Here is a 26,345-nt window from a genome sequence, read left to right on the forward strand (position 1 = left end):
GAACACCGGTGGCGGTCACCGGTTCGGGTTTCCGGGGAATGTCTCCCCGGAGCATCCGTCCCTTGCCAGCATCGCCATCAGGGCTCCGCTTCCTCGTCGCCGAGAGCGAGCCGCCGGAGGCCCGCGAAGAGCGTCGCGACAGCGTCGGGCGCTCCTCCGGCGAGACCTACGTGGCGATGCTGAACCAGCTCGCCCCGGGGGCGACCTGCCACAGGATCAAGCCGGCCGATGCCGACGGCGCCCTGCCGTTCGGCGAGAGCCTAGCCGGCTACGATGCGGTCTTCCTGTCCGGCTCGCCGCTGCATCTCTACGAGGAGACGCCCGAGGTCCGACGGTCCCTGGCCTTCATGAGCGCGACCTTCGCGGCGGGAACACCCGCCTTCGGCTCCTGTGCCGGGCTGCAACTGGCGACGGTGGCGGCGGGGGGCACGGTCCGGCAGAACCGCAACGGCCCCGAGGCGGGGTTCGCGCGCCGCATCACGCCGACCGAGGCGGGACGGTCCCATCCGCTCCTCAAGGGGCGGCCCGCCGCCTACGATGCGCCCAGCATCCATACTGACGAGGTCGAGACGCTTCCGGACGGCGCCGTCCTGCTCGCGGTCAACCGCAGCACCGTGGTTCAGGCGGCCGAAATCCGGCACGATGGCGGGACGTTCTGGGGCGTGCAGTACCACCCCGAGATCGGTCTCGACGAGGTCGGCGGAGCCCTGCGCCGGCAGGCCGACGGGCTGGTCGAGGCCGGGCTGGCGCGCGACCGAAGCGCGATCGAGGCCCAGGCCGACCTGGTGGAGGCGCTGCATCGCGAACCCGACAGGCGGGATCTGGCCTGGAGGCTCGGCCTCGACGATCAGGTCACCGACGTTGCGCAGCGCCAAACCGAGCTGCGCAACGTCATCGAAGCATTGGTCCTTCCCACCCGCAGCCGGCGCCGCTGAGGGCCGGGGCGCGGGCTGCGGGTTTCAGGAGCCGGACCGCGCCGCGCCGGTGTCGTGATGCTGCAGGCGATTCGTCCGCTCCCGAGCCCGCCGGCGCTGGGCCGAGAAGCCGATCCAGCGGGTGACGAGCGGTCCGCGGCGACGGAGCGCCTGGGGTGCGTCCTCCCGCCCGGTGAACGTCGCGGACGCGTCGTCCCGGCCCGGGGCATCCGAGCGCGCATCGTCGGCGCTCGTCATGTCCATGTCGGGCTCGTCGATATCGAACTCGTCCATGTCGGGCTCGTCGATATCGGACTGGTCCATGTCGGACTGGTCCCTATCCGCACCATACGGACTCGACTCGTCGGAGGACATCTCAAGAGACCGGGTGTTCTGGGATAGGGAGTGGCGGGCGAATGCCTCGGGATGAGTCTGTTCCGTCACGATCGTAAGCCTTCTCCGAGCCTGCTGAAGGGTGCGAGACATGGCCGTGCCTGTGGGGGGCGTCGCGGGACGCAGTTGGGCGACGGCCCGATCCGACGCATGCGCCGCCGCTGGGGCGGCATCGGTGCCCGTCTTGCCGCCGCGCATCGGGATCGTGTGGATGTCCGCGCTCATGACGCCTTTTGCCATCTGCTTGAGACCCAGCGTGATGCGCCGCGCGCATCCATGATCTCGTCTTGCCGCGGTGACCCCGTTGCGGGACCGCCAGCCTCTGCAGCAACATAGACGATTGCGCGGCCAGGTTGAGTCGGCCGGCTGGTCTGGGAGTCCAAATCTGTTGTCTCGGCGTCCCAAACCGGTACCCGGACGTGCCGCGCGGAGGCCGGAGCGGAACCGGACCCGGCCGGGCGGGTCCGCCTCGGACGTCCCGCACGCTGGGAGTCCGAGGCGGTGAATCCGAGACGGTGCATCGGGGTTCGGCGCCCGGCCGAATCCTCGCCCGGGCCGGACATCCCGCCGTCTCAGGCCGCGGCGGGCGCCTCGCCGGAGGCCCGCTCGTGGGCGAGCTTGACCACGCTGACCTGATCGACCTTGCCGGTGCCCAGCATGGGCACGCGATCGAGCACCACCACTTCGGCGGGGATCGCGATTTCAGGCGCGCCCTTGCCCTTGGCGAAAGTCTGATAGGCGGCGCGGGTGGCGTCCTTGCGCTCGGTGAACAGCACCAGCCGCTCGCCCTTGCGGGCATCCGGCACGGCGGCGACGGCGCTCGGAGTGTCGGGCCAGAGTTCGGCCGCGATGGCCTCGACGCCGGCCAGGGACACCATCTCGCCGGCGATCTTGGCGAAGCGCTTGGCGCGGCCCTTGATCGTCACGAAGCCCTGGGCGTCGATGGCGACGATGTCGCCGGTGTCGTGCCAGCCTCCGGGCGGTGCCTCGATGGTGCCGGGGCGCTCGGGCCGGAGATAGCCCAGCATGATGTTGGGGCCGCGCAGCGACAGGCGCCCGCCCTCCTCGATGCCCGGCACCGGCTCCAGGCGCCAGTCCTGGCCGGGCAGCAGGCGCCCGACCGTGCCGAAGCGGTTGAACATCGGGGTGTTGAGGGCGACCACCGGGCCGCACTCGGTGACGCCGTAACCCTCCAGGATGCGCAGGCCGAACTTCTCGCCCCAGGTCTTGCGGGTGGAATCCTTCACGGCCTCGGCCCCGGCCACGACGTAGCGCAGCGAGCGCAGATCGTAGGAATGGGCGGTCTTGGCGTAGCCGGCCAGGAAGGTGTCGGTGCCGAACAGGACGGTGGCGTTCGAGCCGTAGATGAGTTCGGGCACGATCCGGTAATGCAGCGGCGAGGGGTAGAGGTAGACCGGAACCCCGGAGACCAGCGGCAGCACCAGTCCTGCCGTCAGCCCGAAGGCGTGGAAGACCGGGAGCACGTTGAACACCTTGTCGCTCGGTCCGAAATCGATCCGGGCCGCCACCTGCGCGGTGTTGGCCAGCATGTTGCGGTTGGCCAGCGCCACGCCCTTGGGCGCCCCCTCCGAGCCGGAGGTGAACAGGATCGCGGCCGGGTCGTCGCCGGCCCTCGCCACCAGGGGGGCGCGCTTGGCGAGGAAGCCCCGGAGCTTGTCGCCCGTGCTGATCCCGGCCCGGATCTCCTCCAGGTAGACGAGGGTGACGGCGCCCTTGATCGCCTCGACGAGGGGGCCGAGGCGGCCCTTCTCGATGAAGGCGCGCGAGGTCAGGATGGTGTCGACCTCCGCGGTTCGGCAGGCCGACAGGATGTTGGCGGCCCCCGCCGAGAAGTTGATCATGGCCGGCACCCGCCCGGCCGAGGCCAGGGCGAACAGCGTCACCGCCGCGCCGTTGGCGTTCGGCAGCATCACGCCCAGCGGCTTGCCCGGGGCGCCGAGGCCCTGGAGCTTTCGCCCCAGGATGTTGGCGCCCATCACCAGGCGCGAATAGCTCAGGCGCCCCATGGGGTCCTCCACGGCGATGCGGCGCCAGCCGTGGCGGTCGCCCGCGTCGATGAGGGCCTGCATCAGGCCGCGATCGATGTCGGCGGTGCGGAAGACGAGGTCGGACATGATTCCGTACAAGGCGGCGCCCGCCGCCTGCCGGCGGGCCTTGCCCTTGAGGGCCGGGTCCACACTCAGGGCCACCGGCGACAGGATCGTGACGGTGACCTTCGGCCACCAGCGCCGCTTCACCTGGTTCTTCGACAGGCGCGAGAAGATCGTCTTCTCCAGGCCTTCGATCTTCACCGGCACCACCATGGCGCCGGACTTGTCGGCGATCAGCCCGGCGCCGTCATAGACCTTCATCAGGCTCCCGGTGACGGTGAGGCGCCCCTCGGGGAAGATGATCAGCGTCTCGCCGTTCTTGACCGCGTTGATCAGCGTGCGGGTGGCGAGCGGCCGGGTCGGATCCAGCGGCATCGCCTTCGTCATCGCCAGGAACGGCTTCACCCACCAGCGCTGCGCGATGCCGTGATCGACGGCGAAGACGGGTTCCTGGTCGAGGAGCGAGAGCGCCAGCGGCGCGTCGAGGAAGGAGACGTGGTTGAGGGCGACGATGGCGTTGGGGCCGGCCTTCTCGACATTCTCCAGGCCGCGCACCTCCAGGCGGTAGAAGGCCCGGAACAGGATCGACAGGAAATCGCGGAAGGGGCTCGTCGGCAGCACGGCCAGGATGACCGCGCCCGCCACGAGGTTGAGCGCCCCGAGCAGGGCCAGCAGCGTGGCCATCGACCAGCCGGCGCCCTGCAGGGCGGCGAGACCCAGCGCCCCCGCCACCATGAAGGCGGCGGTGAGCACGTTGACGGCGCCGATGACGCGGGCGCGCTTGTCCTTGTCGGTCCAGGCCTGCACGGCGGCGAAGGACGGCACGATGTAGAGCCCGCCCGCCACGGCCAGCCCGAACAGGTCGAGGGTGACGCGCAGGCCCGTGCCCGTGGTGAGGAAGTCCCAGGCCCCCAGGGGAGCGCCGGAGACCGGGGGCAGGTGCGCCACCGTCCAGGCGAGGTCGAGGCCGAACAGGCCCATGAACAGGGCGCCGATCGGGGTCGGCAGCAGCACGATGCGGCCGCTGGCGAGCCAGGAGGCGAGGCCCGACCCCACCGCGATGCCGATGGAGAACACCGCCAGCAGGGTGGTCACCACGGTCTCCGAGCCGTTGAGGCTCTGGCGCACCAGGACGGGGAGCAGCGACAGGATCACGGCGCCGACGAGCCAGAACCAGCTCACGATCAGCGAGCCGCGCCACAGCCGGGTGTCGCCCCACAGGTCGCGCAGGAGACCGCCGGTGGAACGCGCGACATTGGGATCGATGCGCAGCGTCGGGGCGGCCTCGCCGGTGGAGGGGATCGCCCGGGCCGAGAGCCAGCACAGGATCGCGAACACCATGATCATGGTGCTGAAGGCCAGGGCTCCGCCGCCCATGGCGGTGGCGAGGCCCGCCACGATGGTGCCGAGCAGGATGGCCAGGAAGGTCGCGGCTTCCACCAGGGCGTTGCCGGCGGTGAGTTCGTCCCGGCGCAGATGGTCCGGCAGGATGCCGTACTTGATTGGCCCGAACAGGGCCGCGATCGTCCCGAACAGGCCGAGGGCCACGAACAGCACCGGCACCGAGTGCATCCAGAAGCCGATGGCGGCGGCGGCGGCGGCGAAGATCTCGGCGAACTTCAGCCGCTTGGCGATCAGCGCCTTGTCGTAGCGGTCGGCCATCTGGCCACCGAGACCCGACAGGATGAAGAACGGGCCGATGAACACGGCGCCCGCCAGGGTCACCAGCATCGGCGAACCGCCACCGGCGCCGCCCACCTGGAACAGGATGAGGAACACGAGCGCGTTCTTAAGGAAGTTGTCGTTGAAGGCCGAGAAGAACTGGCACCAGAACAGCGGTGCGAACCGGCGCGTCGTCATCAAGGTACGAAACATGGAGGTCTCCTCGGACGACGCAACGTTGAGACGAGGCGCGAGCGACGTGGCGCTGATCGAAACGAGGCATGACTGCCTGCCCGGCGCCATACCGTCAAATGCTGAACCGGACATTCTTTGTACGGCGTTCAAAACCTATCTCGGTCACGGCCGGCGTTCAATCTGCGGATTGCACACCGTGCAATGCTGCGCGATGGTCCGGTGCGGAGACGCACGCGGTCCGGGATCGGCAGGGATCGGCGCAGATTGGAAGAGGAGGGCGAGCCGCGATGGCACGCGCAGAGAAGCGGGGGACCGGCCCGCGCGGTGAGCACAACCGGGAGGAATTCCTGGGGCTGGTGACGAAGGCGGCGGAATCCCTCGTGCGGCACGAGGGCCTGCGCGGGCTCGGCATGCGGCGGCTCGCCGGCGCCATCGGCTACGCGCCGAATTCGATCTACAACGCGGTGGGCGACCTCGACACGGTGGTGATGCGGGTCAATGCCCGCACCCTGGCGCGTCTGCATGCGACCCTGGAGGCGGCCGTCGCGCCCGAGGCGCCGCCGCTCGACGCGGCCCTGGGCCTGGCCGACGCCTACCTGGCCTTCGTGGCCGCCGATCCGCAGGTCTGGAGCCTCGTCTTCGAGCACCAGCTGGCCCCCGACAGCCGCTTCCCGGACTGGTACGCCGAGGCCCTGGGGCAGACCACCGACCTCGTCGACCGCGTGCTCGCTCCGCTGATCACCGACCCCGTGGAACGGCGCCAGGCCGTGGCCACCTTGTGGGCCGCCTTGCACGGCCTCGCCTCGCTCTCGACCTCGCGCAAGCTCGCGGTGCTGACGCCCGAAGCCCCGCGCGACCTCGCCCGCCTCCTGGTCCGGCGCTTCCTGGCGGATTCGGCGGGCCCGAGCCCGCACGACGTCTGAACGAGACCCGCAGGATCAGCGGGAAGACCCGCTGCGTCGCACGTGCAGGCCCTTGAACAGGGCCGGATGGGGATCGTTCAGGCCGCGCGGCGGCGGAAGTCTCAGCAGGGCATCGTCCGGGGCGATGCGCGTGAAGGTCTCCCGCTCCGCGTGCGCCACGACGCTGCGCCGCCCCTTGCGCGGGCGGATCAGCGTCCGGCGCGGCTCGGCCTGATCCGGGCCGAGGGCGGAAAGCAGCGACAGCCCCCCGAAGGCCAGGAGGCAGGCGAGGCCGATGCCCACCGAATGCCAGCTCGGCTCGGGGGCGGCCATCATGGTGATCACCCCCCCGAGGGCGACGGCCGAGGCGAGGACGCGCGGCGTGAGGATGTCGATGGCCATGGCGCCGATCCTCGTCCGTAGGCCATCACGAAGGCGTGAAGGGGACCGTTCCAATTGTCGGGATCGGCGGCGCCCCTGCGATCCGGGACGTCTCGTTGCATCACCGCCGGATACAGGCCTCGACAACATTCATCAGACCCTTCGGCGCGGATGCGCCTCGCGGGCAGCGACATCGGTCGTCACCGGCCACGCTCCGAGCCGATGTAACTTGAGCGATGATTTGGTTTGATTTGTAGTTTCCCAGAATGCAACCGATAGTAGAAAGTATCCATCTGCAAAAGCAATGTTTTAAGCTTTGCATGTCAGTTGTTCTCGGCCGCGCATGCAGATTCGAGCTGATCTGCCGTCGGGATGAGGTGGGTCGTGTCCTTCAAGAATATGTCCATTCGGGTCCGCCTGATCGCGGCGTTCTCCCTGCTGACAGTTTTCGTCGTCGGCGTGGGCGTCCTCGGACTTCTGGGAACCGAGCGCATGCGCGCGCGCGGCGTGGAGATCGAGACCAACTGGCTTCCGAGCATCCGGACGCTCGGCGAGATCGACACGCTGACGGCCCGGACCAGCGCCGTCATCCTGCGGCACGCGCAGGCCACCGAACCGCAGCTGGTCGCCTCGATCGAGGCGGATCTCGAGCGCTTCGACAAGAAGGTCGCCGAGAAGCGGGCCGCCTACGAGCCGATGATCAGCTCTCCGGAGGAGCGGGCGCTCTACGATGCGTATGTCCGCGCGTCGGCGAACTTCCTGGTGGTGCGTCAGGCCATCCTGGATCTCTCCCGCAAGGGGCAGAAGACCGAGGCCGTCACGTTATACGAGACCCAGGGCCTGCAGATCCGCCGGGCCGCCTCGAGCGCATTGGAGAAACTCACCACCCTGAACAATGACGGCGCCGATCAGGCCCAGGCCCGCAGCAAGGACGTCTTCGAGCAGACGCGGACGCTGGGCCTCGCCGCCGTCCTGCTCGCCGTCGTTCTGTCGGCTGTGTCCGCCTTCCTCATCATCCGCGGCGTGACGGGAGGCATCGGCTCCGTCGTCCAGCCGATGCAGGCGCTGGCGGCGGGCGACCTCGCCGTGACCATCCCGCATCAGGGGGCCCCGACCGAGATCGGCCGCATCGCCGACGCCGTGCAGGTGTTCAAGGACGGGCTGATCCGCATGCGGGTGTTAGAGGAGGAGACCGTCCTGGCCCGCGCCGGCGCCGAGGCCCAGCGCAAGGCCGCCATGCGGTCGATGGCCGACGGCTTCGAGGGCGCTGTCGGCGGCATCATCACCATGGTCACCAGCGCGGCCACCGAGCTGCAGGCGACGGCCCAGAGCATGGCCGGCACCGCGACCCAGACCGCCAACCAATCCACCAGCGTCGCGGCGGCTGCAGAGGAGGCGGCCTCCAACGTCAACACCGTGGCGGCGGCGGCCGAGGAACTCGGGTCGTCCGTGGAGGAGATCGGGCGTCAGGTCGGCAGTTCGGCGGCGATGGCCCAGACGGCCGTGGCGGAGGCGGCCCAGACGGCGGCCTTCGTGCAGAACCTGAATGCGGCCGTGGGCCGGATCGGCGACGTGGTCACGATGATCACCTCGATCGCCGGTCAGACCAACCTGCTGGCGCTCAACGCCACCATCGAGGCGGCGCGGGCGGGCGAGGCGGGCCGCGGCTTCGCCGTGGTGGCGGCGGAAGTGAAGGAGCTCGCCAACCAGACCGCCCGGGCCACCGAGGAGATCGGCGGCCACATCAGCCAGATCCAGGGCTCCACCGCCCAGGCGGTTCAGGCGATCAGCGGCATCGCGGCCCGCATCCAGGAAATCAGCGGCGTCGCGACCTCGATCTCGGCCTCGGTCGAACAGCAGGGGGCGGCCACCCAGGAGATCGTCCGCAACGTGGCCCAGGCGGCCATGGGCACCGGAGCCGTGACCTCTAATATCGCGGGTGTCGCCGGAGCCGCCGAGGAGACCGGAGCAGCCGCGAGCCAGGTCCTCGGGGCAGCCTCGGAGCTGTCGCGCCAGTCCGAACACCTCAACACCGAGGTGCACCGCTTCCTCGCCACCGTGCGGGCCGCCTAACAGGCGCCATCGTGCGAGCCGCCTGAAGGAAACTCCACGGGTGGCGGCAACAGCGATGCGAAGGCCCGGAGCGATCCGGGCCTTCGCATCGTATCGGCTCAGCGGTTGCCGCTGCCGGACTTCGTGCTGGCGGCGCCCGACGCCGAGGTCGCCCCCGTCTCGGACATGCCGGAGCGGCCTGTCGAACCGGTGGTCGTGCCCTTCTCCTGGCCCGGCGCGTAGCCGGAGGCTCCGGGGGAGCCGTACTGCGACCCGTTCTGCTGCATCTCCTGGCCGGGTGCATTGTTGGCGGAACCCGGACCGCTGCCGGCGGCGAGGGCGGCCGTGCTGAGGGCGATCGTGCTGGCGAGGGCGAGCGTGACGGCTTTCATGAAGAACTCCTTGCACCACTGCATGCGACGCCGAGATATCTGGTACCCAAAACCTCTCGTATCCGAGGTCTCTGATATCCGAGACATCTGGCATCTCTGCTTTCAGGGCCGGAAAACGTCCGCCTGACCGGAAGCGTTCCCGAAAGAAGCGGGTTGCCGCGCCGCGTTCGTTGCTGTGCTGCAAACAGAAAAGGCGGTCTCCGGTCTTGCGGAGACGCCGCGTACAGCGTGGCAATACCTTCGGCGCAGGGCGCGCGATCCCAGGACGTTACGGCAGCGCGGCTTCCGCCTGGCGGTAGGCGACCCCGTGGGCGACATAGCCCTCGACCACGCGGGCCATCATCGTGCGCTTCTCGGCGTCGAGGGCACCGAGGATGCGGGCGGGCCGCCCGCCCCAGAGATGGCCTCCCTCGAGCAGCTGGCCCGGGTCGGTGGTGGCGCCGGCCGCCAGCAGCACGTCGTCCGCCACCACCGTGCCGGGGGCGACGACGCAGCCGATGCCGATGAGGCTGCGGGCGCCGATCCGGCAATCGGAGAGCCGGACGTTGTGCCCGATGGTGGTGTCGCGCCCAAGGACGACGCCCTCGCCCCGTGTCCGGATGACGGTGTTGTCCTGGATGTTGGTGTTGGCGCCGACCACGATGGGGCCGACCTCGGCATGGAGGTCGCAGGAGAACAGCACGCTGGACCCGGTCCCGAGGGCGATGCGGCCGCGCAGGCGTGCGGTGCGGGCGACGTAGACGCTGGGCTCCAGCTCGGCCGCGTCGGCGGGGAGCAGCGCGGGCAGGTCGCCGGAGGCCTCGCGCAGGCGCTCGGCCTGCTCGGCGATCTCCGGCAGGGTGATCGGACGCACCGGCTTGGCGGGGCTGCCCGCATAGGCGAAGCCGGCGGCGAGATGCGCCCGGGGAAACACGGTGGCGCCCGCCTCGATCAGCACGCCGCTCTCGACGCTCGCCCCGTCGAGCACGATGACGTCGTCCTCGATCACCACGTCCGAGCCGACCGTGCAGGCATGCACCACCGCGTTGCGGCCCACCGTCACCCGGTCGCCGACAACGGTGGGGTAGGTGTTGGTGGCGATGTGCACGGTGGAGCGGTGGCCGAGCCAGAAGCGCTCGCCGATGGTGATGCGGTCGCCGTCCGCCCGGATGACGCTGTTGTCGCCGAGCCAGGCCTGGGCCCCGAGGGTGGCGTCGCCGATCACCGTGCTGGCCCGGCCGCACCAGACCGGACGGGCCGAGAAGACCGGCAGGAGGCCGTCATGAGGCAGGATCAGCTCTGGCGTCACGGCGAAAATGTCCTTCGCATCCCGGTGGTGTCGCCGGGCATTCGGGGGCATAGAGCGCCCCTGCCCGTGAGGGCAGGTTCGTCGCCGTCCGTCAAGGGTTCCGTTTTCGCGCGCGGGTCCACCCGAACGACGGCCCGACGGGTCCGACGCCTGCACGGAGGCGGGCGAACCGGTTTCGTCCCGCGGTCACGCGCGTTCAACGGGGAGGGTCCATGCCCGACGTCAGCATCCAGAGCGCGCCCTTCGATGCGAGCGCCGAGATCGCCCGCCTCACCCGCGACCTCGGGGGCCGGGCGGGCGCCATCGTCACCTTCACGGGCCTGTGCCGCGACGAGGGCGGACGCCTGACCGGGCTCGAACTCGAGCATTACCCCGGCATGGCCGAGACCGAGATCGCCCGCGTGGTCGAGACGGCCCGGGCGCGCTGGCCGCTCCAGGGCGTGTGCGTGATCCACCGGCACGGTCTCGTCGCCCCCGGGGAGGGGATCGTCCTGGTGGTCACCGCATCGAGCCATCGGGTCGCGGCCTTCGAGGCGGCGAGCTTCCTGATGGATTACCTCAAGACGCGCGCCCCGTTCTGGAAGCGCGAGCACCTGGCCGACGGCACCACGGGCGGCTGGGTCGAGGCGACCGAGGCCGACGACGCGGCCGCCGCGCGCTGGGTGTAGAAACGCCAGTGCGGCGATCGGCCGATGCGGCCGCCGGCCGAGACTCCCGCTGGGCGAGACTCCCTCTGGGCAAGACTCGGGCGATCGTCGAAAGCCGGCGCTCGCCCGATCCGGGAGCGGAACTCAAGCGTGGCTGGCGACATCCCCCCGCCTGGGGATCCTCCACGGGTCCTCCACGAACACGCGTGCCCCAGGCACCCCAGGAGCCCGACCCGCCCATGGCCATCCCCTTCCTGCGACCGGATTCCGCCGGTCCGCGTCCGCAATCCTGGTCGCCCGCCGTGTCCGGCATCGCCGTCGTGGCATTCGTCGCCGTGCTGGCCCTGGCCTGGATGGCGGCCTCGACCCTGCTCCTGGTCTTCGCCGGCATCCTCCTCGGGGTCTTTCTCGACGGCCTGACCCGTCTCCTCGGGCAGGTGCTGCCGGCCAGCCGGGGCTTGCGCCTCAGCCTCGTCAGCCTCGTGCTGGCGGGCCTGACCCTCGCCCTCATCGCCTTCGGCGGCGCCACGATCGTGCAGCAGGGCCGGGATCTCGGGCAGACGGTGGCGGCCCAGGCCGGCACGGTGCGGGATCGCCTCAAGGAATACGGCATCGACGTGCCCCAGATCGCACCCGGCAAGGGTAGTGGCGATGCCAAAGCCAGCGACGTCAAGGCTGGCGACCTGAAGGCCGATGGCGGCGACAAGGCGGCCGGCGACTCGGAGGCCCCGGAGGAGGCCGATGCCGGCGCGCCGGACCGGAAGCCCGGCGGCCTCGCCGGCCTTGCCTCGGGAGCGATGAAGAGCCCCGGTTCCCTGCTGTCGGATGCCGGCAGCGTGCTCGGACCGGCGGCCACCGTGGTGATCGGCCTGTTCAACGCGCTGGGCAACGCCCTGGTCATCGTCTTCCTGGGGCTCTCGGTGGCGGCCGATCCGGGCGCCTATCGCGACGGTCTCGTGCGCTTCGTGCCGCCGGCCCACCGGGAGCGGGCCACCGCTCTCCTCGACGGCATGGGCGAGACCCTGCGGCACTGGTTGTTCGGCCAGCTCATCACCATGGCGGTGATCTTCGTCTGCACCTGGGCCGGCCTCGCTTTTCTCGGCATCGGCGGTGCCCTCATCCTCGGCCTCCAGGCCGGTCTCCTGGCCTTCATCCCCACCATCGGCCCGCTGATCGCCGGCGTGGTGATCCTGCTCGCCTCGCTCGCTTCCGGCACCACGGCGCTCTTCGGAGCGCTCGGCGTCTATCTCGCGGTGCAGACCCTGGAGAGCTACGGCCTCACGCCCTTCATCCAGAAGCAGGCCCTCGACATCCCGCCGGCCACGATCTTCGCCGGCCAGCTCGTGCTCGGCGTGATCTTCGGCCTCTGGGGCATCGCGCTGGCCCTGCCGCTGATGGCGGTGGCGAAGGTGCTGCTGGCCCAGCTCTACATCGAGGATACCCTGCACGAGGAGGCGGAGGCCTGAGCGCCCGGCCTCACTCGTCCATCAGGGGGTGCAGGTCGCGGACCATGCTCTTCAGCCGCTCGTCGAGGACGTGGGTGTAGATCTGCGTCGTCGAGATGTCGGCGTGGCCGAGGAGTTCCTGGACGATGCGGAGATCCGCGCCGTTCTGGAGGAGGTGGCTGGCGAAGGCGTGGCGCAGCACGTGCGGGCTGATCCGGTCGGCCCGGAGGCCGGCGGCGCTCGCCACGGCCTTCAGGTCCCGGGCGAAGGATTGCCGCGTCAGGTGCCCGCTCTCGCTGTCGGCGGGAAACAGCCAGGGGCCGTCGCCGGCGAGGTGGGCGAGGTGGTCGCGCATGGCGCCGCGGGCGATCTCGGTGAGCGGCACCAGCCGCTCGCGGCCTCCCTTGCCCTTGACCACCAGGTAGCGCTCCTTCGTGGAAGCGGCCGCGCGGGGTAGGGCGATCAGCTCGGAGACGCGCAGGCCGGTCGCGTAGAGCAATTCGATCAGGCACAGCATGCGGGTGCCGCGCGCATCCCCGGCCGCGGCCTCGCGCGCCACGGAGAGCAGCCGGTCGACCTCCGCCACCGACAGCACCTTCGGCAGGGCCCGCACCCGGCGCGGCCCACCGATCGGTGTGCTCGGGTCGTCCTCGGCGAGGCCCTCGGCATAAAGGAAGCGGTGGAAGCCCCGGATGCAGGACAGGCGCCGCGCCGCGGAGGCCGCCGACAGGCCGCGCGTCTCCAGGTCGGCGAGATAGGCGCGGAGGGGGGCGGCCTCCATCGCGACGGGGTCGTGGCCGCCGCGCGCCAGGGCGGCGAGATAGTCCGAGAGGTCGCGCCGGTAGGCCGCGAGGGTGTTGGCGGCCGCCCCGCGCTCGGCGGCGAGCATGTCGAGGTAGTCGCGGATGAGGCGTTCGCCGGGATCGGGCGTCGTGTCGGGCGTCGTGTCGGGACTGGCCCCGGATTCGGACGGGATGGCCCGGGTCACCGGTTCGGCGGCTGAAGCTTCGAGGCGGGAATGGTCACGCTCATCTCGCGCGGGGTCGGCACCACGAAGGTCGCCAGCGCGAACATCGCCGCGAAGGCGAGCCCGCCCAGGATGGCGAGGATGGCGAGGAAGCGGAACAGGGTCGGCACTCGGACGAACCTCGATCGTGCGGCGCTGAAGACGAAGGGCGCGCCTCGGGGGGCAGGTGGCTTCTACTGGCTTCAGCGGCCGCATGCCCGTGCAGGCCATGGGCGGCTGACGACGTGCGGCGGACGGCCAGCTTGGGGTTGCATCACGCGCGGGCGCCGATGGCAATGACTTCGCGGCCACAGGCGGCGCGGCATTCCCGTGCGCGACCGGCGCCAGACGCTTCGCCCCCACCGGAAAACGCGCTAAGACCCGCCCAACGATGTGCAGATGTCCGTGATGACCGAAGTCCCTTCTCAGGGCGGCGACCCGCCCCCGGGCGACCCGCCGGATGCCGCAACCGGCGGCGAGCCGATCGAACTGCGCCTGCGCCGGGCCCTCGGTCACCGGTCGATCGTACTCGTCGGTCTGATGGGCGCGGGCAAGAGCACCGTCGGCCGGCGCCTCGCCACGCGCCTCGGCCTGATGTTCAAGGATGCCGACAACGAGATCGAGACGGCGGCCAAGCTGACGATCCCCGATATCTTCGCGATCTACGGCGAGCCGAGCTTTCGCGATGGCGAGGAACGGGTCATCGCCCGGCTGATGCGCGAGGGACCGCTGGTGCTCGCCACCGGCGGGGGCGCCTTCATGCGCGAGACCACCCGCGCCCGCATCGCCGAGGGCGGCGTCTCGATCTGGCTCAAGGCCGAGCTCGACGTGCTGATGCGCCGGGTGCGCAAGCGCGGCGGGCGCCCGCTGCTCCAGACCGAGGACCCGGAGGAGACCCTGCGCCAGCTCATGGCCCAGCGCCATCCGGTCTACGCCACCGCCGACGTGGAGGTGATCTCCCGCGACGTCGCCCACGACCGGGTGGTTCAGGACGTCATGGAAGCCCTCGACGCCTATCTGACCCAACCCTCCCAGCCAGGAATCGCCGCCCAGTGACCGACCGCCTCACCGTCGGCGTGCCCCTCGACCAGGGGCGCGCCTACGACATTCTGATCGGGCGCGGCCTCCTCGACGAAGCTGGCCGCCACGTCGCGGCCCTCGGGGCCAGGGCGGCCGTGATCGTGTCCGACACCAATGTGGCCGCCCTCTACGGCGATAGGCTGCGGGGAAGTCTGGAGGCGGCGGGCCTGCGCTCCGGGCTCGTCACCGTGGCGCCGGGCGAGGCCTCGAAATGTTACGCCACCTACGCGGCGGTGTGCGACGGGCTCCTCGCCCATCGGGTCGAGCGCAACGATCTCGTGGTGGCGCTCGGCGGCGGGGTCGTGGGCGATCTCGCGGGGTTCGCGGCCGCCACGCTCCGGCGCGGCGTGCGCTTCGTCCAGGCGCCCACCTCCCTGCTCGCCCAGGTCGATTCCTCCGTGGGCGGCAAGACCGGCATCAATTCGCCCCACGGCAAGAACCTCATCGGCGCCTTCCACCAGCCCCGCCTGGTGCTGGCCGATACCGCCACCCTCGACACTCTGTCGGAGCGCGAGATGCGGGCCGGCTACGCCGAGGTGGCGAAGTACGGCCTCATCAACGACGCCGCCTTCTTCGATTGGTGCGAGGCGCACTGGGCCGGCATCTTCGCGGGCGGGCCGGAGCGCGACGAGGCGGTGGCGATCTGCTGCCGCTCCAAGGCCGGCGTGGTGGTGCGCGACGAGCGCGAGGACGGCGAGCGTGCCCTGCTCAATCTCGGCCACACCTTCGCGCACGCCCTGGAGCGCCTGACGCATTACGAATCCGCCCGCCTCGTCCACGGCGAGGCGGTGGCGATCGGGCTGGCGCTCGCCTTCCGCTTCTCCGCCCGCCTCGGCCTGTGCCCGGGCCAGGATGCCGGCCGCGTCGCCAACCACTTGGCGCTGGCCGGCCTGCCGACCCGGCTCCAGGCGGTACCGGGCGGCTGCGGCGATGCCGACGCTCTCGTCGAGGCCATGGCGCAGGACAAGAAGGTCCGCGATGGGGCGCTCACCTTCATTCTGGCCCGCGGCATCGGCCGGAGCTTCATCGCCCCCGGCATCGACGGCGCGGCGGTCCGCGCCTTCCTCGACGACGAATTGAGCGCCGCTTGAGCGCCGCCGACGTCGAGACCCTGCGCCGCCGCGTCGCGACGCTGGAGGCCGAGATCGGCCGGCTGCGCGAGCCGCCTCAGGCTCAAGGCAAGCTGCCGCAGGGCCTAGGCAAGCCGCCGCAGGCACAAGGCAAGCTGCCGCAGGGCCTAAGCCAGCCGCCGCAGGGACAGGGCGATCCCCCGCAGGGCCCCACCGAACCGGAACTGCGCCTCATCACCGATGCGCTGCCGGTGCTCGTGGCCTCGATCGACCGTGCGTACGTCTACCGCTTCAACAATCGCCACTACGAGGCCTGGTTCGGGCGCGACCGCGCGGACCTGACCGGCCGCCACGTGCGCGACGTGCTCGGGCCGGAAGCCTTCGCGGAGCGGCGCCCGTTCATGGACCGGGCGCTCGCCGGCGAGGCGATCATCGTCGACGGATTCCTTCCGACCCGCGACGGCCGGCGCCGCGCCTGCACCATCCAGTACATTCCGCGCCGGACCGAGACCGGGATCGTGGAGGGGTTCTTCGTCCTCGCCATCGACATGGACGAGCGCCGGGCGGCGGAAGCCCGGCGGATCGCCGTGGCCGAACTCGGCGCTCGCCTGCGCGACCTCGACGACACCGCCGAGATCGCCTTCGCGGCCTCGGAGATCCTCGGCACCACCCTGGGGGTCAGCCGGGCCGGCTACGGCACCATCGACCCGGTGGCCGAGACCATCGTGATCGAGCGCGACTGGAACGCTCCCGGCATCCGGAGTCTGGCCGGAACCCTGCAGTTTCGCGATTACGGCTCGTATATCGAGGACCTCAAGCGCGGCGAGACCGTGATCTGCGTCGATGCCGATCACGACCCGCGTACCGCCGCCGGCGCCGAGGCCCTGAAGGCGATCAGCGCGCAGTCCTTCGTCAACATGCCGCTGACCGAGCACGGCGGCTTCGTGGCGCTCCTCTACCTCAATCACGCCACCGCCCGGTCGTGGTCGGCGGACGAACTCGCCTTCATACGCAACGTGGCCGAGCGCACCCGGGCCGCCACCGAGCGCAGCCGCGCCACCGCCGCGCGCCGGGCCAGCGACGCCCAGTTCCGCGCCTTCGCGCAGGCGGTGCCGATCCACGTCTGGGCCGCCTCGGCGGCGGGCGACCTCGACTGGTTCAACGCTCAGGTCTACGCCTATAGCGGCGTGGCGGAGGGGGGCCTCGACGGCGCCGCCTGGGCCGGGCTCGTCCATCCCGAGGACCGCGCGGCGGTGATCGCCACCTGGGGCGCGGCCCTGGCCGAAAGCCGGTCCTACGAGACCGAGTTCCGCATCCGGCGCAGCGACGGCGCCTATCGCTGGTTCCTGGTTCGGGCCGAGCCGATCCGGGCGCCGGACGGGACCATCCAGCGCTGGGTCGGCACCAACACCGACATCGAGGACCGCAAGGCCGCCGCGGCCGAACTCGCGCGCCTCAACACCAGCCTGGAGCGCCAGGTCGAGCGCCGCACCCGCGAGCGCGACCGCATCTGGGACACCACCACCGACCTGATGGGGACCGCTGGGCTCGACGGCTACCTCAAGACCGTGAACCCGGCCTGGGAGCTCACCCTCGGCTGGAGCGAGGCGGAGCTGCTCAGCCGGCCCTTCGCCGTGTTGATCGATCCCGCCGACCATGCCGAGACGGCCGAGGTGGTCGGGCGCCTCGCCCGCGGCGAGACCGTGACGGGCTTCGTCGACCGCGTCTTCACCAAGGCGGGCGAGCGCCGCATCGTGATGTGGACGGCGGCCCCCGACGGCGAGATCTTCACCCTCATCGGGCGCGACATCACCGACCAGCGCCGCACCGAGGATGCCCTGCGCCAGGCGCAGAAGATGGAGGCCGTGGGCCAGCTCACCGGCGGCCTCGCCCATGATTTCAACAACCTGCTCACCGGCATCTCGGGCAGCCTGGAGCTGCTCCAGACCCGGATGGCGCAGGGGCGGGTCACCGACCTCGACCGCTACATCAACGCCGCGCAGGGCGCGGCCAAGCGGGCCGCCGCCCTGACCCATCGCCTGCTCGCCTTCTCGCGGCGCCAGACCCTCGATCCGAAGCCCACCAACGTGAACGGCCTCATCGCGGGCATGGAGGATCTGGTGCGCCGCACGGTCGGCCCCCAGGTGACCATCGAGGTGGTGGGAGCGGCCGGGCTGTGGACCGCCCTGGTCGATCCGAACCAGCTCGAGAACGCCCTGCTCAACCTCTGCATCAACGCCCGCGACGCGATGCCGGAGGGTGGGCGCATCACCATCGAGACGGCCAACAAGTGGCTCGATGCCCGGGCGGCCCGCGAGCGCGAGTTGGAGCCCGGCCAGTTCCTGTCCCTGTGCGTGACCGATACCGGCACCGGCATGACCCGCGAGGTGATCGGCCGGGCCTTCGATCCGTTCTTCACGACGAAGCCCCTCGGCGAAGGCACCGGCCTCGGCCTGTCGATGATCTACGGATTCGCCCGCCAGTCGGGTGGCCAGGTGCGGATCTACTCGGAAATCGGCCAGGGCACGACGGTCTGCCTCTACCTGCCCCGCCATTACGGGGTGGCCGAGACCCGGGACGGGGAGGCCGATCTCGCCCATGCACCCCGGGCCGAGCAGGGCCAGACCGTGCTCATCGTCGATGACGAGCCCACCGTGCGCATGCTGGTCACCGAGGTGCTGGAGGATCTCGGCTACACCGCCATCGAGGCGGCGGACGGGGCGGCCGGGCTCAAGGTGCTCGAATCCGACGTGCGCCTCGATCTCCTCGTCACCGATGTCGGCCTGCCGGGCGGCATGAACGGGCGCCAGATGGCCGATGCCGGCCGCGTCGTGCGCCCCGGCCTGAAGGTGCTGTTCATCACCGGCTACGCCGAGAACGCGGTGCTGGGCAACGGCTACCTCGATCCCGGCATGCAGGTGCTGACGAAGCCTTTCGTGATGGAGGCGCTGGCCGGGCGTATCCGGGAGCTGATCGCCGAGGGGTGAGGGCGCCGGAGCCGCCCGCGCCGTCGCCGCGGGCGGCTCCGGCGCCGGCGGTCATCGCCCCTCGTTGTCCCTGTTGTGGTCGTCGACGGTTCCGGTCATCGATTCCGGTCATCGGTTCTTCTGGCTCAAACATCCTCCGGCATCGGCGCGCATGGAACCCCATACCGACCTCTGGCTGGCCGCGAGCATCGTGGTCATCTCGCTCCTGCTCTCGGCCTTCTTCGCGGGCGCCGAGACAGCCTTCACGGCCGCGTCCCGGGCGCGGATGCTGGCCCTGGAGAATGCCGGCGACGTCCGCGCCCGCCTCGTCAACACCATCCTGGCGAGCCGCGAGCGCTTCATCGGCGCCATGCTGATCGGCTACAACATCGTGGCGATCGGCGCTTCCGCCTTCACCACCAGCGTGCTCACCACCCTGTTCGGCAAGAGCGGCGTGCTCTACGCCACCGGCGTGATGTCGGTCCTGGTCATCATCTTCGCCGAGGTGCTGCCCAAGACCCTCGCCATCAACAAGCCGGACAACGCCGCGCTGGTCATGGCCCGGCCGGTGGCCTTCGCGGTGGCGGTGCTGGGGCCGGCGGCCCTGGCCATCGAGGCGCTGGTGCGCGCCATGCTGCGGCCCTTCGGCATCCGGATCGGCGAGCGCCAGACCATCCTGTCGGCCACCGACGAGATCCGGGGCCAGCTGGCCCTGCTCCACCGCGAGGGCGGCGTCGCCAAGGCCGAGCGCGACATGCTCGGCGGCCTGCTCGACCTGTCCGACCTCACGGTCTCGGAGGTGATGGTCCACCGCACCAAGATGCGGACCATCGATGCCGATCTGCCCTCGCAGGAGATCGTGCGCGCGGTCTTGGCCTCGCCCTACACGCGCATGCCCCTCTGGCGCGGCACGACGGAGAACATCGTCGGCGTGCTGCACGCCAAGGACCTGCTGCGTGCCCTGGATGCCGCCGGCGGAGACGCCTCCGGCCTGCAGGTCGAGGCCCTGGCGCTGGAGACCTGGTTCGTACCGGACACCACCTCCCTGCGCGACCAGCTCAAGGCCTTCCTCACTAAGAAGACCCACTTCGCCCTGGTGGTCGACGAGTACGGCGAGGTGATGGGCCTCGTCACCCTCGAGGACATCCTCGAGGAGATCGTCGGCGACATCGCCGACGAGCACGACGTGACGGTGTCCGGCGTCCGGCCGCAGGGCGACGGCTCGGTCCATGCCGACGGCAGCGTGCCGATCCGCGACCTCAACCGGGCCATGGACTGGGACCTGCCCGACGACGAGGCCACCACCATCGCGGGCCTCGTCATCCATGAGGCGAGGGCGATTCCCGACACCGGGACCGCCTTCAACTTTCACGGATTCCGCTTCCAGGTGCTGCGCAAGGCCCGCAACCGGATCACCGCCCTGCGCATCACGCCGCTGGGACCCGCCCCGCGCAAGCCGGAGCCGTAAAGCCCGAATCCTGACGCCGGAAATTTGCAACATCCGAAAGGTTTCACGGTCGGGGACCAGGATGTGGGCCGCCCGAAATCCAACGGACCGGGGCCGGCGTCTGGTCCTCCGGACCCTCCCGGATGTAAGGTGGAGCGCAACGGCCGGATTGTCGGCCCTATCGACGGCGCGATCGGCGCTCGTATCAGGAAACGGGCTGGGAACGAGACCGATCGATGCTGCTCGATGCCTCGACCCTGCTGCTGGTGACCGTGATCCTGACCTTCATGGTCGGGAGCCTGTTCCTGCTGTCGTGGAGCCAGGCACGCCACGTCCACGCCCTGGCGATCTGGGGCGTCGCCCACATCACCGGCGCGGTGGCGTCGGCCCTGCTCGCCCTGCGGGGAATCATTCCGGACGGGATCTCGATCGGCGTCGCCAACGGGGTGATGATCGGCGCCTACGGGCTGATCTGGACCGGCACCCGCGCCTTCGAGGGACGACGGGCGCGGCCGGTGCCGGTGGCGGTCGCGGTGGCGCTCTGGAGCGGCGCCTGCCTGATCCCGGCCTTCTACGCCTCGCTGCCCGCCCGGGTCATCCTGGCCTCCAGCCTCGCCGCCGGGTTCTGCTTCCTGGCGGCGCGGGAGCTGTGGCGGGCGAGGGCCGAACCGCTGGTGTCGCGCTATCCCGGCATCGGCCTGCTGCTGCTCTACGCCATCGCCTACGGGATCCGGGTGCCGCTCGCCCTGGTCGCCCCGCCGCAGGTGGGGCCGAATTCGCTGCAATCGCCCTGGCTGACGATCCTGTGCCTGATCGGCATGCTGTTCACCCTGGCGATCGCCTTCGTGTTCATGTCGCTGACCAAGGAGCGGGCGGAGCACCTCCAGCGGCAGGCGGCGGATACCGACGCCCTCACGGGCGTCCTGAGCCGGCGCGCCTTCGTGGCCCGGGCCGAGGCCGCCCTCATCGAGAGGGGGCCCGCCGTCACCCTGCTGCTGTTCGACCTCGATCACTTCAAGCGCATCAACGACCGGCACGGCCACGCGGTCGGGGACGGCGTCCTCGTCGGGTTCTGCCACGCTGTGACGGCCCTACTGCCGGATTCCGCCCTGTTCGGCCGGATGGGCGGCGAGGAATTCGCCTGCCTCCTGCGCGACCTCACGCCAGAGGAGGCCCTGGCCAAGGCCGAGTTCCTGCGCCGCGCCACGGCCCGCATCGCCGTGCCGGAACTGCCGCAGCTCGCCATCAGCGTCAGCATCGGGCTGGCGACGGCGGAGGGGCCGTCCCCCCGCCGAAGCGCAGGGCGTCGGCTCGACGCCCTGCTCAGCCGGGCCGATGCGGCCCTCTACCGGGCCAAGCGCAACGGGCGGGGACGGACCGAGCCCGCCCCGCACACCTTACGCCGGGTTGCCTGAGGCCCGGGGCCCGCGAGGACCCTTCCAGGCCTTGCAGAGCCTTGCGAGCCCTTGCAGACCCTTAACGAGCCTTGCAGACCCTTACGGAGCCTTCGGGGCGGGGGCCGGCGGCGCGGGCGCGACGGCCGGGGCGGCGGCGGTGCGCTCGATCTTGGCGCCCTCGCGCAGCTTCAGGATCAGGTCCTGCTGGGCTTTGCGGGTGAGATACTGATCCACCTGCTCCTTCATCTCGTCGAAGGTCGGGACCGGCTTGGTGCGCTTCTCCTCGAGCTTGATCACGTGCCAGCCGAACTGGGTCTTGACCGGCTCGGACACCTGTCCGGGGCTCATCTTGAAGGCGGCCTCGGCGAAGGGCGCGACCATGCGCTCCTTGGTGAACCAGCCGAGATCGCCGCCCTCGGTCTTCGAGCCGGGGTCCTTCGACACCTCGGCCGCGACCTTGGCGAAGTCCTCGCCGCCCTTGATGCGCGCGGCGATCTTCTTGGCGTCGTCCTCGTTCTCCACGAGGATGTGGCGGGCATGCACCTCCTCCTCGGGCTTCATCGCCTTCACGGTCTGGTCGTAGAGGGCCTTGGCCGCCTCCGGCGTCGCCGCCTTCTTGGCCTCGCGCTCCAGGTACTCGTCGAGCAGGAGCTTGTCCTTGAAGTAGGCGAGCTTGCGCTGGAAGTCCGGCGAATCGCCCACCTTGGCGGCGCTCGCCGCCTGGGCGCCGACCTTGAGGTCGATCATGTAGTCGACCAGGAGGTTCTTCTTCTGGGCGTCGTCCACACCCGGCAGCGACAGGGCCGGGTCCTCGGACGCGATGGCGAGATCGCCCGCCGTGATCGGCGCCCCGTTGACCTTCGCCACCACCGTCTCGGGGGCCACGGGAGCGGCCGGCGCCGCTGACGGCGTCGCTGCGGGCGTCTGGGCCTGGGCCTGGGCGGAGGCCAGGGGCAGGCCGAGGGCGAGGGCCACGGCCCCCGTGCGCAGGAGGCCGGAACGCGAGAGGAACTTGGTCATCGTCATGGAGGCGTCCTTGGGAGCGCCGCCCGCGTCCCGGCAGGCCGGAGGTCGTCGCAGAGGCGGTCGGAGAAAGTCGGTCGCGAAAGTGTCGCGATGGTGAAGTGCGGCGGCAGGCCGCCGCGGTTCTGCCGCGACATCAGGTGGCGCGCGATCCCCGCGATGGCAAGCGCGGTCGTCGCGATGGGAAATCGCGGGCCCTGGGCCGGCCTGACGAATCCGGACGCTCCGGCCCGTCGATCGTCAGGGCACCACGTGGCCCAAGGCTTTTGCCGCGAGGGCGGAAGGCTCCGCCACGAGGGCGACCCGGACCGGCCATCACGATGCCGGGAGATCGCCGCACCGGTGACCCGCGCGGATCGAACGGGCCGGTTGCGGCGTTGGGGGCCGCTGCCGGTGGCCGAGCGGCGCCGTGGGTGACGGACGGCGCGGGCGGGTCTGCACACGGCCCGGCTCTTTCGGATGCGCCGGTCCGTATTTACCTCTATAAGCCCGGCCAACATTCGCCTTCAGACTTATTCGATCGACCGTAGGTTCACGATGCTCGGTGCCCTCGCCAAGAAGATTTTCGGCTCGTCCAACGACCGGCGCGTGAAGGGCTATCGTCCCCGTGTGGCCGAGATCAACGCCCTGGAGCCGCAGGTCGCGGCGCTCTCGGACGACCAGCTCCGCGCCCGCACCGACATGCTGAAGGCCGAACTCGCCGCCGGCAAGAGCCTCGACGACATCCTCGTGCCCGCCTTCGCCACCGTGCGCGAGGCGGCCAAGCGCGTGCTCGGCCAGCGCCACTTCGACGTGCAGCTCATCGGCGGCATGGTGCTGCACGAGAGCGGCATCGCCGAGATGCGGACCGGCGAGGGCAAGACCCTGGTGGCGACCCTGCCGGTCTACCTCAACGCCCTGTCGGGGCTCGGCGTCCACGTGGTCACGGTGAACGACTATCTCGCCGCCCGCGACGCGGAGTGGATGGGCCGGGTCTACCGCTTCCTCGGTCTCACCGTCGGCACCATCGTGCACGGGCTCGACGACGGCCAGCGGAAGGAGGCCTACGCGGCCGACATCACCTACGGCACCAACAACGAGTTCGGGTTCGACTACCTGCGCGACAACATGAAGTACGAGCTCAGCCAGCTCTCGCAGCGCGGGCACAACTTCGCGATCGTCGACGAGGTCGATTCGATCCTGATCGACGAGGCCCGCACCCCGCTCATCATCTCCGGCCCGGTCGACGACCGCTCCGAACTCTACGTCTCGGTCGACGCGTTGATGCCCCACCTGGAGCGCGAGCATTACGACCTCGACGAGAAGCAGCGCACCGTCTCTCTGACCGAGAGCGGCAACGAATTCGTCGAGGACCTCCTGCGCGGGGCCGACCTGCTCAAGGAGGGCGACCTCTACGACGCGCACAATGTCAGCCTCGTCCACCACGTGAACCTGGCGCTTCGCGCCCACACCCTGTTCACCCTGGACAAGGACTACATCGTCAAGAACGACGAGGTGGTGATCATCGACGAGTTCACCGGCCGCATGATGCAGGGCCGGCGCTACTCGGAAGGCCTGCACCAGGCCCTCGAGGCCAAGGAGCGGGTGACGATCCAGCCCGAGAACCAGACGCTGGCCTCGATCACCTTCCAGAACTACTTCCGGCTCTATTCGAAGCTCGCCGGCATGACCGGTACGGCCTCCACCGAGGCCGACGAGTTCGCCGAGATCTACAAGCTCGAAGTGGTCGACATCCCGACCAACAAGGAGGTCGAGCGCGTCGACGAGGACGACGAAGTCTACCGGACCGTCGATGAAAAGTACCAGGGCATCATCGCCGAGATCGGCAAGGCGCATGAGCGCCATCAGCCGATCCTGGTCGGCACCGGGTCGATCGAGAAGTCGCAGCACCTCGCCGAGATGCTGGTCAAGGCCGGTTTCCGCCAGCTCGACTACTCGGACCCCAACGCCCTGACGGACGTCTACGCCGCCGCCCGCGAAGGCCGGGTGACCAAGCGCTTCGCCGTGCTCAACGCCCGCTTCCACGAGCAGGAGGCCTATATCGTCGCCGAGGCCGGCGTGCCCGGCGCCATCACCATCGCCACCAACATGGCCGGGCGCGGCACCGACATCAAGCTCGGCGGCAACGTCGAGATGCGGGTCGAGAAGGAGCTGGCGGGCCTGCTCGAGGGCCCCGAGCGCGACGCGAAGATCGAGGCGATCAACGCCGAGATCGCCGAGAACCGCGCCAAGGTGCTGGCCTCCGGCGAGGCGGCCGACCCGGCCGTCGGCCGCAAGACCGCCCTGCCGGGCGGCCTCTACATCATCGGTACCGAGCGCCACGAATCCCGCCGCATCGACAACCAGCTGCGCGGCCGCTCCGGCCGCCAGGGCGATCCGGGCCGCTCGAAGTTCTACCTGTCGCTCCAGGACGACCTGATGCGGATCTTCGGGTCCGACCGCATGGACGGCATGCTGACCCGCCTGGGGCTCGAGCAGGGCGAGGCGATCATTCACCCCTGGATCAACAAGGCGATCGAGAAGGCGCAGCAGAAGGTCGAGGCGCGCAACTTCGACATGCGCAAGAACGTGCTCAAGTACGACAACGTCATGAACGACCAGCGCAAGGTCGTGTTCGAGCAGCGCCGCGACTTCATGGGCCAGGACAGCGTGCGCGACACCGTGGACGAGATGCGCCACGGCGTCGTCGACGACCTCGTGGCCGTGCACGTGCCCGAGAACGCCTATGCCGAGCAGTGGGACATCGAGGGCCTGCGCGAGCGGGTGCAGTCCCTGCTCAACCTCGACGTGCCGGTCGAGGACTGGGCCAAGGAGGAGGGCATCGCCGACGAGGAGATGCGCGACCGCCTGCGCCAGGCCGCCGACGAGGCCTATGCCCTGCGCACCGAGAAGAACACGCCCGAGGTGATGACCTATGTCGAGAAGCAGGTGCTCCTGCAGACCCTCGACCATCTCTGGCGCGAGCACCTCGTCACCCTCGACCACCTGCGCCAGGTGGTGGGCTGGCGCGGCGTCGCCCAGCGCGATCCCCTCAACGAGTACAAGTCCGAGGCCTTCGAGCTGTTCAACGGCCTGGTCGCCGCCCTGCGCGAGCAGGTCACCCAGCAGCTCTCGCGCATCGAGATCATGTACGAGGGCGCGGAGGGTGGCGCGGCGGAGGATCCCTTCGCCCAGCCCGCCCTGCCGCCGATGTTCGGCCAGCATCTCGATCCGGTCACCGGCGAGAACGAGATGGCCTCGTACGGCACCGGCAGCGACGGCGGTGCGGGACCGGCCTACGGCTACGCCGCCCGCGAGCTATCCGCCGAGGGCGCCGTGCTGGAGCGGGACCCGCAGGATGCCTCCACCTGGGGGCGCGTCGGCCGCAACGAGCCGTGCCCCTGCGGCTCGGGCAAGAAGTACAAGCACTGCCACGGCACGCTGTCGGCCTGAACCATGTCTGACGCCGACACGTCTCAGGGCGACCCGTCCCAGCGCCACCCCTCCGGCGTCGTCTACGGCATCGAACCGAACCTCGACGCGGCGGAATTCCGCCGCGTCCTCGTCGAGTCGGGCCTCGCGCCCCGGCGCCCGTCCGACGACCTGCCGCGCCTCGCCCTGATGCTGGAGCGGGCCGATCTCGTGGTCACCGCCCGGCGCGACGGCGCACTGGTGGGGATCGCGCGCACGCTCACGGATTTCGAGTTCTGCGCCTACCTGTCGGACCTGGCGGTGAGCCGCTCGGTGCAGGGGCTCAAGATCGGCCAGGGCCTCATCGCTGCCACCCGTGCGGCCGTCGGCCCGCGGGCGTCGCTGCTGCTGACGGCGGCCCCGGACGCCATCACCTTCTACGATCACATCGGCATGCCGCGCGTGGCCGACGCCTTCCGCTACGACCGCGAGGCCTGAACCCCCGCCGCTCCGTTCTCCGCTTGCCCGAAAACGAACCCATTTGGCAGCCAAGCCACATGGACAAGCTTGAGGGAGCGAACGGA

The 26,345-nt window shown here is 70.5% G+C and carries 20 protein-coding genes; 12 read left to right on the plus strand and 8 right to left on the minus strand.

Annotation, left to right across the window (positions count from 1 at the left end; translation table 11 throughout):
* The first annotated feature begins 62 nt into the window (after positions 1 to 62).
* Positions 63 to 935: a type 1 glutamine amidotransferase gene (locus ASF60_RS17440; RefSeq protein WP_200940994.1), complete on the plus strand. Its 873-nt coding sequence runs from the start codon at positions 63 to 65 to the stop codon at positions 933 to 935.
* A gap of 24 nt (positions 936 to 959) precedes the next feature.
* Here the strand turns inward: ASF60_RS17440 and ASF60_RS24665 are convergent, their stop codons facing one another.
* A complete protein-coding gene (locus ASF60_RS24665) occupies positions 960 to 1,238 on the minus strand; it encodes a hypothetical protein (RefSeq protein ID WP_156634225.1) in 279 nt (92 codons plus the stop codon).
* Between the two features lie 641 nt (positions 1,239 to 1,879).
* Positions 1,880 to 5,293: an acyl-[ACP]--phospholipid O-acyltransferase gene (locus ASF60_RS17450; protein ID WP_056187767.1), complete on the minus strand. Its 3,414-nt coding sequence runs from the start codon at positions 5,291 to 5,293 to the stop codon at positions 1,880 to 1,882.
* A 269-nt stretch (positions 5,294 to 5,562) separates the two neighbouring features.
* Between ASF60_RS17450 and ASF60_RS17455 the strand changes: the two genes are divergently transcribed.
* A complete protein-coding gene (locus tag ASF60_RS17455; RefSeq protein ID WP_056187771.1) occupies positions 5,563 to 6,198 on the plus strand; it encodes a TetR/AcrR family transcriptional regulator in 636 nt (211 codons plus the stop codon).
* A 15-nt stretch (positions 6,199 to 6,213) separates the two neighbouring features.
* Here the strand turns inward: ASF60_RS17455 and ASF60_RS17460 are convergent, their stop codons facing one another.
* Positions 6,214 to 6,579, minus strand: coding sequence for a hypothetical protein (locus ASF60_RS17460; RefSeq protein WP_056187774.1), 366 nt, complete (start codon positions 6,577 to 6,579; stop codon positions 6,214 to 6,216).
* Between the two features lie 363 nt (positions 6,580 to 6,942).
* On the opposite strand from ASF60_RS17460, the gene ASF60_RS17465 reads away from it, so the two are divergent.
* Positions 6,943 to 8,631, plus strand: coding sequence for a methyl-accepting chemotaxis protein (locus ASF60_RS17465; RefSeq protein WP_056188078.1), 1,689 nt, complete (start codon positions 6,943 to 6,945; stop codon positions 8,629 to 8,631).
* A gap of 98 nt (positions 8,632 to 8,729) precedes the next feature.
* On the opposite strand, the gene ASF60_RS17470 is transcribed toward ASF60_RS17465, so the two are convergent.
* Positions 8,730 to 9,002: a hypothetical protein gene (locus tag ASF60_RS17470; RefSeq protein WP_082508046.1), complete on the minus strand. Its 273-nt coding sequence runs from the start codon at positions 9,000 to 9,002 to the stop codon at positions 8,730 to 8,732.
* A 268-nt stretch (positions 9,003 to 9,270) separates the two neighbouring features.
* The gene (locus ASF60_RS17475) at positions 9,271 to 10,290 is read right to left on the minus strand and encodes a gamma carbonic anhydrase family protein (protein ID WP_056188081.1); all 1,020 of its coding nucleotides are present in this window, start codon (positions 10,288 to 10,290) and stop codon (positions 9,271 to 9,273) included.
* A 212-nt stretch (positions 10,291 to 10,502) separates the two neighbouring features.
* On the opposite strand from ASF60_RS17475, the gene ASF60_RS17480 reads away from it, so the two are divergent.
* Both ASF60_RS17480 and ASF60_RS17485 read left to right on the plus strand, forming a co-directional pair.
* The gene (locus ASF60_RS17480; RefSeq protein ID WP_056187780.1) at positions 10,503 to 10,958 is read left to right on the plus strand and encodes a molybdenum cofactor biosynthesis protein MoaE; all 456 of its coding nucleotides are present in this window, start codon (positions 10,503 to 10,505) and stop codon (positions 10,956 to 10,958) included.
* Positions 10,959 to 11,176: 218 nt separating this feature from the next.
* Entirely contained in the window at positions 11,177 to 12,403 is a 1,227-nt protein-coding gene (locus tag ASF60_RS17485; RefSeq protein WP_056187783.1) for an AI-2E family transporter, read from the plus strand.
* A gap of 10 nt (positions 12,404 to 12,413) precedes the next feature.
* Here ASF60_RS17485 and ASF60_RS17490 read toward each other — a convergent pair whose 3' ends face one another.
* Together ASF60_RS17490 and ASF60_RS17495 are read right to left on the minus strand one after the other, a co-directional pair.
* Positions 12,414 to 13,370: a site-specific tyrosine recombinase XerD gene (locus ASF60_RS17490; RefSeq protein ID WP_443136774.1), complete on the minus strand. Its 957-nt coding sequence runs from the start codon at positions 13,368 to 13,370 to the stop codon at positions 12,414 to 12,416.
* Positions 13,367 to 13,519 carry a hypothetical protein gene (locus tag ASF60_RS17495; RefSeq protein ID WP_056187786.1) on the minus strand — a complete coding sequence of 51 codons (153 nt, stop codon included), beginning with the start codon at positions 13,517 to 13,519 and terminating at the stop codon, positions 13,367 to 13,369. The genes ASF60_RS17490 and ASF60_RS17495 overlap by 4 nt, the downstream gene beginning before the upstream one ends.
* A 277-nt stretch (positions 13,520 to 13,796) precedes the next feature.
* Between ASF60_RS17495 and ASF60_RS17500 the strand changes: the two genes are divergently transcribed.
* From ASF60_RS17500 to ASF60_RS17520, 5 genes are all read left to right on the plus strand, one after another.
* Positions 13,797 to 14,444 carry a shikimate kinase gene (locus ASF60_RS17500; protein ID WP_056188087.1) on the plus strand — a complete coding sequence of 216 codons (648 nt, stop codon included), beginning with the start codon at positions 13,797 to 13,799 and terminating at the stop codon, positions 14,442 to 14,444.
* Positions 14,441 to 15,559: a 3-dehydroquinate synthase gene (gene aroB, locus ASF60_RS17505; protein WP_056187789.1), complete on the plus strand. Its 1,119-nt coding sequence runs from the start codon at positions 14,441 to 14,443 to the stop codon at positions 15,557 to 15,559. Before ASF60_RS17500 ends, aroB begins: the two co-directional genes overlap by 4 nt.
* On the plus strand, positions 15,556 to 18,525 hold the full coding sequence (locus tag ASF60_RS17510) for a PAS domain S-box protein (protein ID WP_056187792.1): 2,970 nt from the start codon (positions 15,556 to 15,558) through the stop codon (positions 18,523 to 18,525). The genes aroB and ASF60_RS17510 overlap by 4 nt, the downstream gene beginning before the upstream one ends.
* Before the next feature lie 151 nt (positions 18,526 to 18,676).
* Positions 18,677 to 19,972: an HlyC/CorC family transporter gene (locus tag ASF60_RS17515; RefSeq protein WP_056188090.1), complete on the plus strand. Its 1,296-nt coding sequence runs from the start codon at positions 18,677 to 18,679 to the stop codon at positions 19,970 to 19,972.
* Positions 19,973 to 20,187: 215 nt separating this feature from the next.
* Positions 20,188 to 21,366: a GGDEF domain-containing protein gene (locus ASF60_RS17520; RefSeq protein ID WP_056187795.1), complete on the plus strand. Its 1,179-nt coding sequence runs from the start codon at positions 20,188 to 20,190 to the stop codon at positions 21,364 to 21,366.
* 81 nt (positions 21,367 to 21,447) lie between these two features.
* On the opposite strand, the gene ASF60_RS17525 is transcribed toward ASF60_RS17520, so the two are convergent.
* The gene (locus ASF60_RS17525) at positions 21,448 to 22,374 is read right to left on the minus strand and encodes a peptidylprolyl isomerase (RefSeq protein WP_056187798.1); all 927 of its coding nucleotides are present in this window, start codon (positions 22,372 to 22,374) and stop codon (positions 21,448 to 21,450) included.
* 534 nt (positions 22,375 to 22,908) lie between these two features.
* Here ASF60_RS17525 and secA point away from each other — a divergent pair.
* Together secA and ASF60_RS17535 are read left to right on the plus strand one after the other, a co-directional pair.
* Positions 22,909 to 25,803, plus strand: coding sequence for a preprotein translocase subunit SecA (secA, locus tag ASF60_RS17530; protein WP_056187801.1), 2,895 nt, complete (start codon positions 22,909 to 22,911; stop codon positions 25,801 to 25,803).
* Positions 25,804 to 25,806: 3 nt separating this feature from the next.
* Entirely contained in the window at positions 25,807 to 26,259 is a 453-nt protein-coding gene (locus ASF60_RS17535) for a GNAT family N-acetyltransferase (RefSeq protein ID WP_056187804.1), read from the plus strand.
* Positions 26,260 to 26,345 lie beyond the last annotated feature (86 nt).

Origin of the sequence: Methylobacterium sp. Leaf113, assembly GCF_001423325.1 — a bacterium.
Classification (GTDB): Bacteria; Pseudomonadota; Alphaproteobacteria; order Rhizobiales; family Beijerinckiaceae; genus Methylobacterium.

What these genes read in the sequence shown, in the direction of transcription:
- secA (WP_056187801.1), top strand. Translation starts at nt 22,909, where the DNA reads ATGCTCGGTGCCCTCGCCAAGAAGATTTTCGGCTCGTCCAACGACCGG.
- ASF60_RS17455 (WP_056187771.1), top strand. Translation starts at nt 5,563, where the DNA reads ATGGCACGCGCAGAGAAGCGGGGGACCGGCCCGCGCGGTGAGCACAAC.
- ASF60_RS17515 (WP_056188090.1), top strand. Translation starts at nt 18,677, where the DNA reads ATGGAACCCCATACCGACCTCTGGCTGGCCGCGAGCATCGTGGTCATC.
- ASF60_RS17500 (WP_056188087.1), top strand. Translation starts at nt 13,797, where the DNA reads ATGACCGAAGTCCCTTCTCAGGGCGGCGACCCGCCCCCGGGCGACCCG.
- ASF60_RS24665 (WP_156634225.1), bottom strand. Translation starts at nt 1,238, where the DNA reads ATGGACCAGTCCGATATCGACGAGCCCGACATGGACGAGTTCGATATC.
- ASF60_RS17470 (WP_082508046.1), bottom strand. Translation starts at nt 9,002, where the DNA reads ATGAAAGCCGTCACGCTCGCCCTCGCCAGCACGATCGCCCTCAGCACG.
- ASF60_RS17535 (WP_056187804.1), top strand. Translation starts at nt 25,807, where the DNA reads ATGTCTGACGCCGACACGTCTCAGGGCGACCCGTCCCAGCGCCACCCC.
- ASF60_RS17480 (WP_056187780.1), top strand. Translation starts at nt 10,503, where the DNA reads ATGCCCGACGTCAGCATCCAGAGCGCGCCCTTCGATGCGAGCGCCGAG.
- ASF60_RS17460 (WP_056187774.1), bottom strand. Translation starts at nt 6,579, where the DNA reads ATGGCCATCGACATCCTCACGCCGCGCGTCCTCGCCTCGGCCGTCGCC.
- ASF60_RS17525 (WP_056187798.1), bottom strand. Translation starts at nt 22,374, where the DNA reads ATGACGATGACCAAGTTCCTCTCGCGTTCCGGCCTCCTGCGCACGGGG.
- ASF60_RS17450 (WP_056187767.1), bottom strand. Translation starts at nt 5,293, where the DNA reads ATGTTTCGTACCTTGATGACGACGCGCCGGTTCGCACCGCTGTTCTGG.
- ASF60_RS17520 (WP_056187795.1), top strand. Translation starts at nt 20,188, where the DNA reads ATGCTGCTCGATGCCTCGACCCTGCTGCTGGTGACCGTGATCCTGACC.
- ASF60_RS17485 (WP_056187783.1), top strand. Translation starts at nt 11,177, where the DNA reads ATGGCCATCCCCTTCCTGCGACCGGATTCCGCCGGTCCGCGTCCGCAA.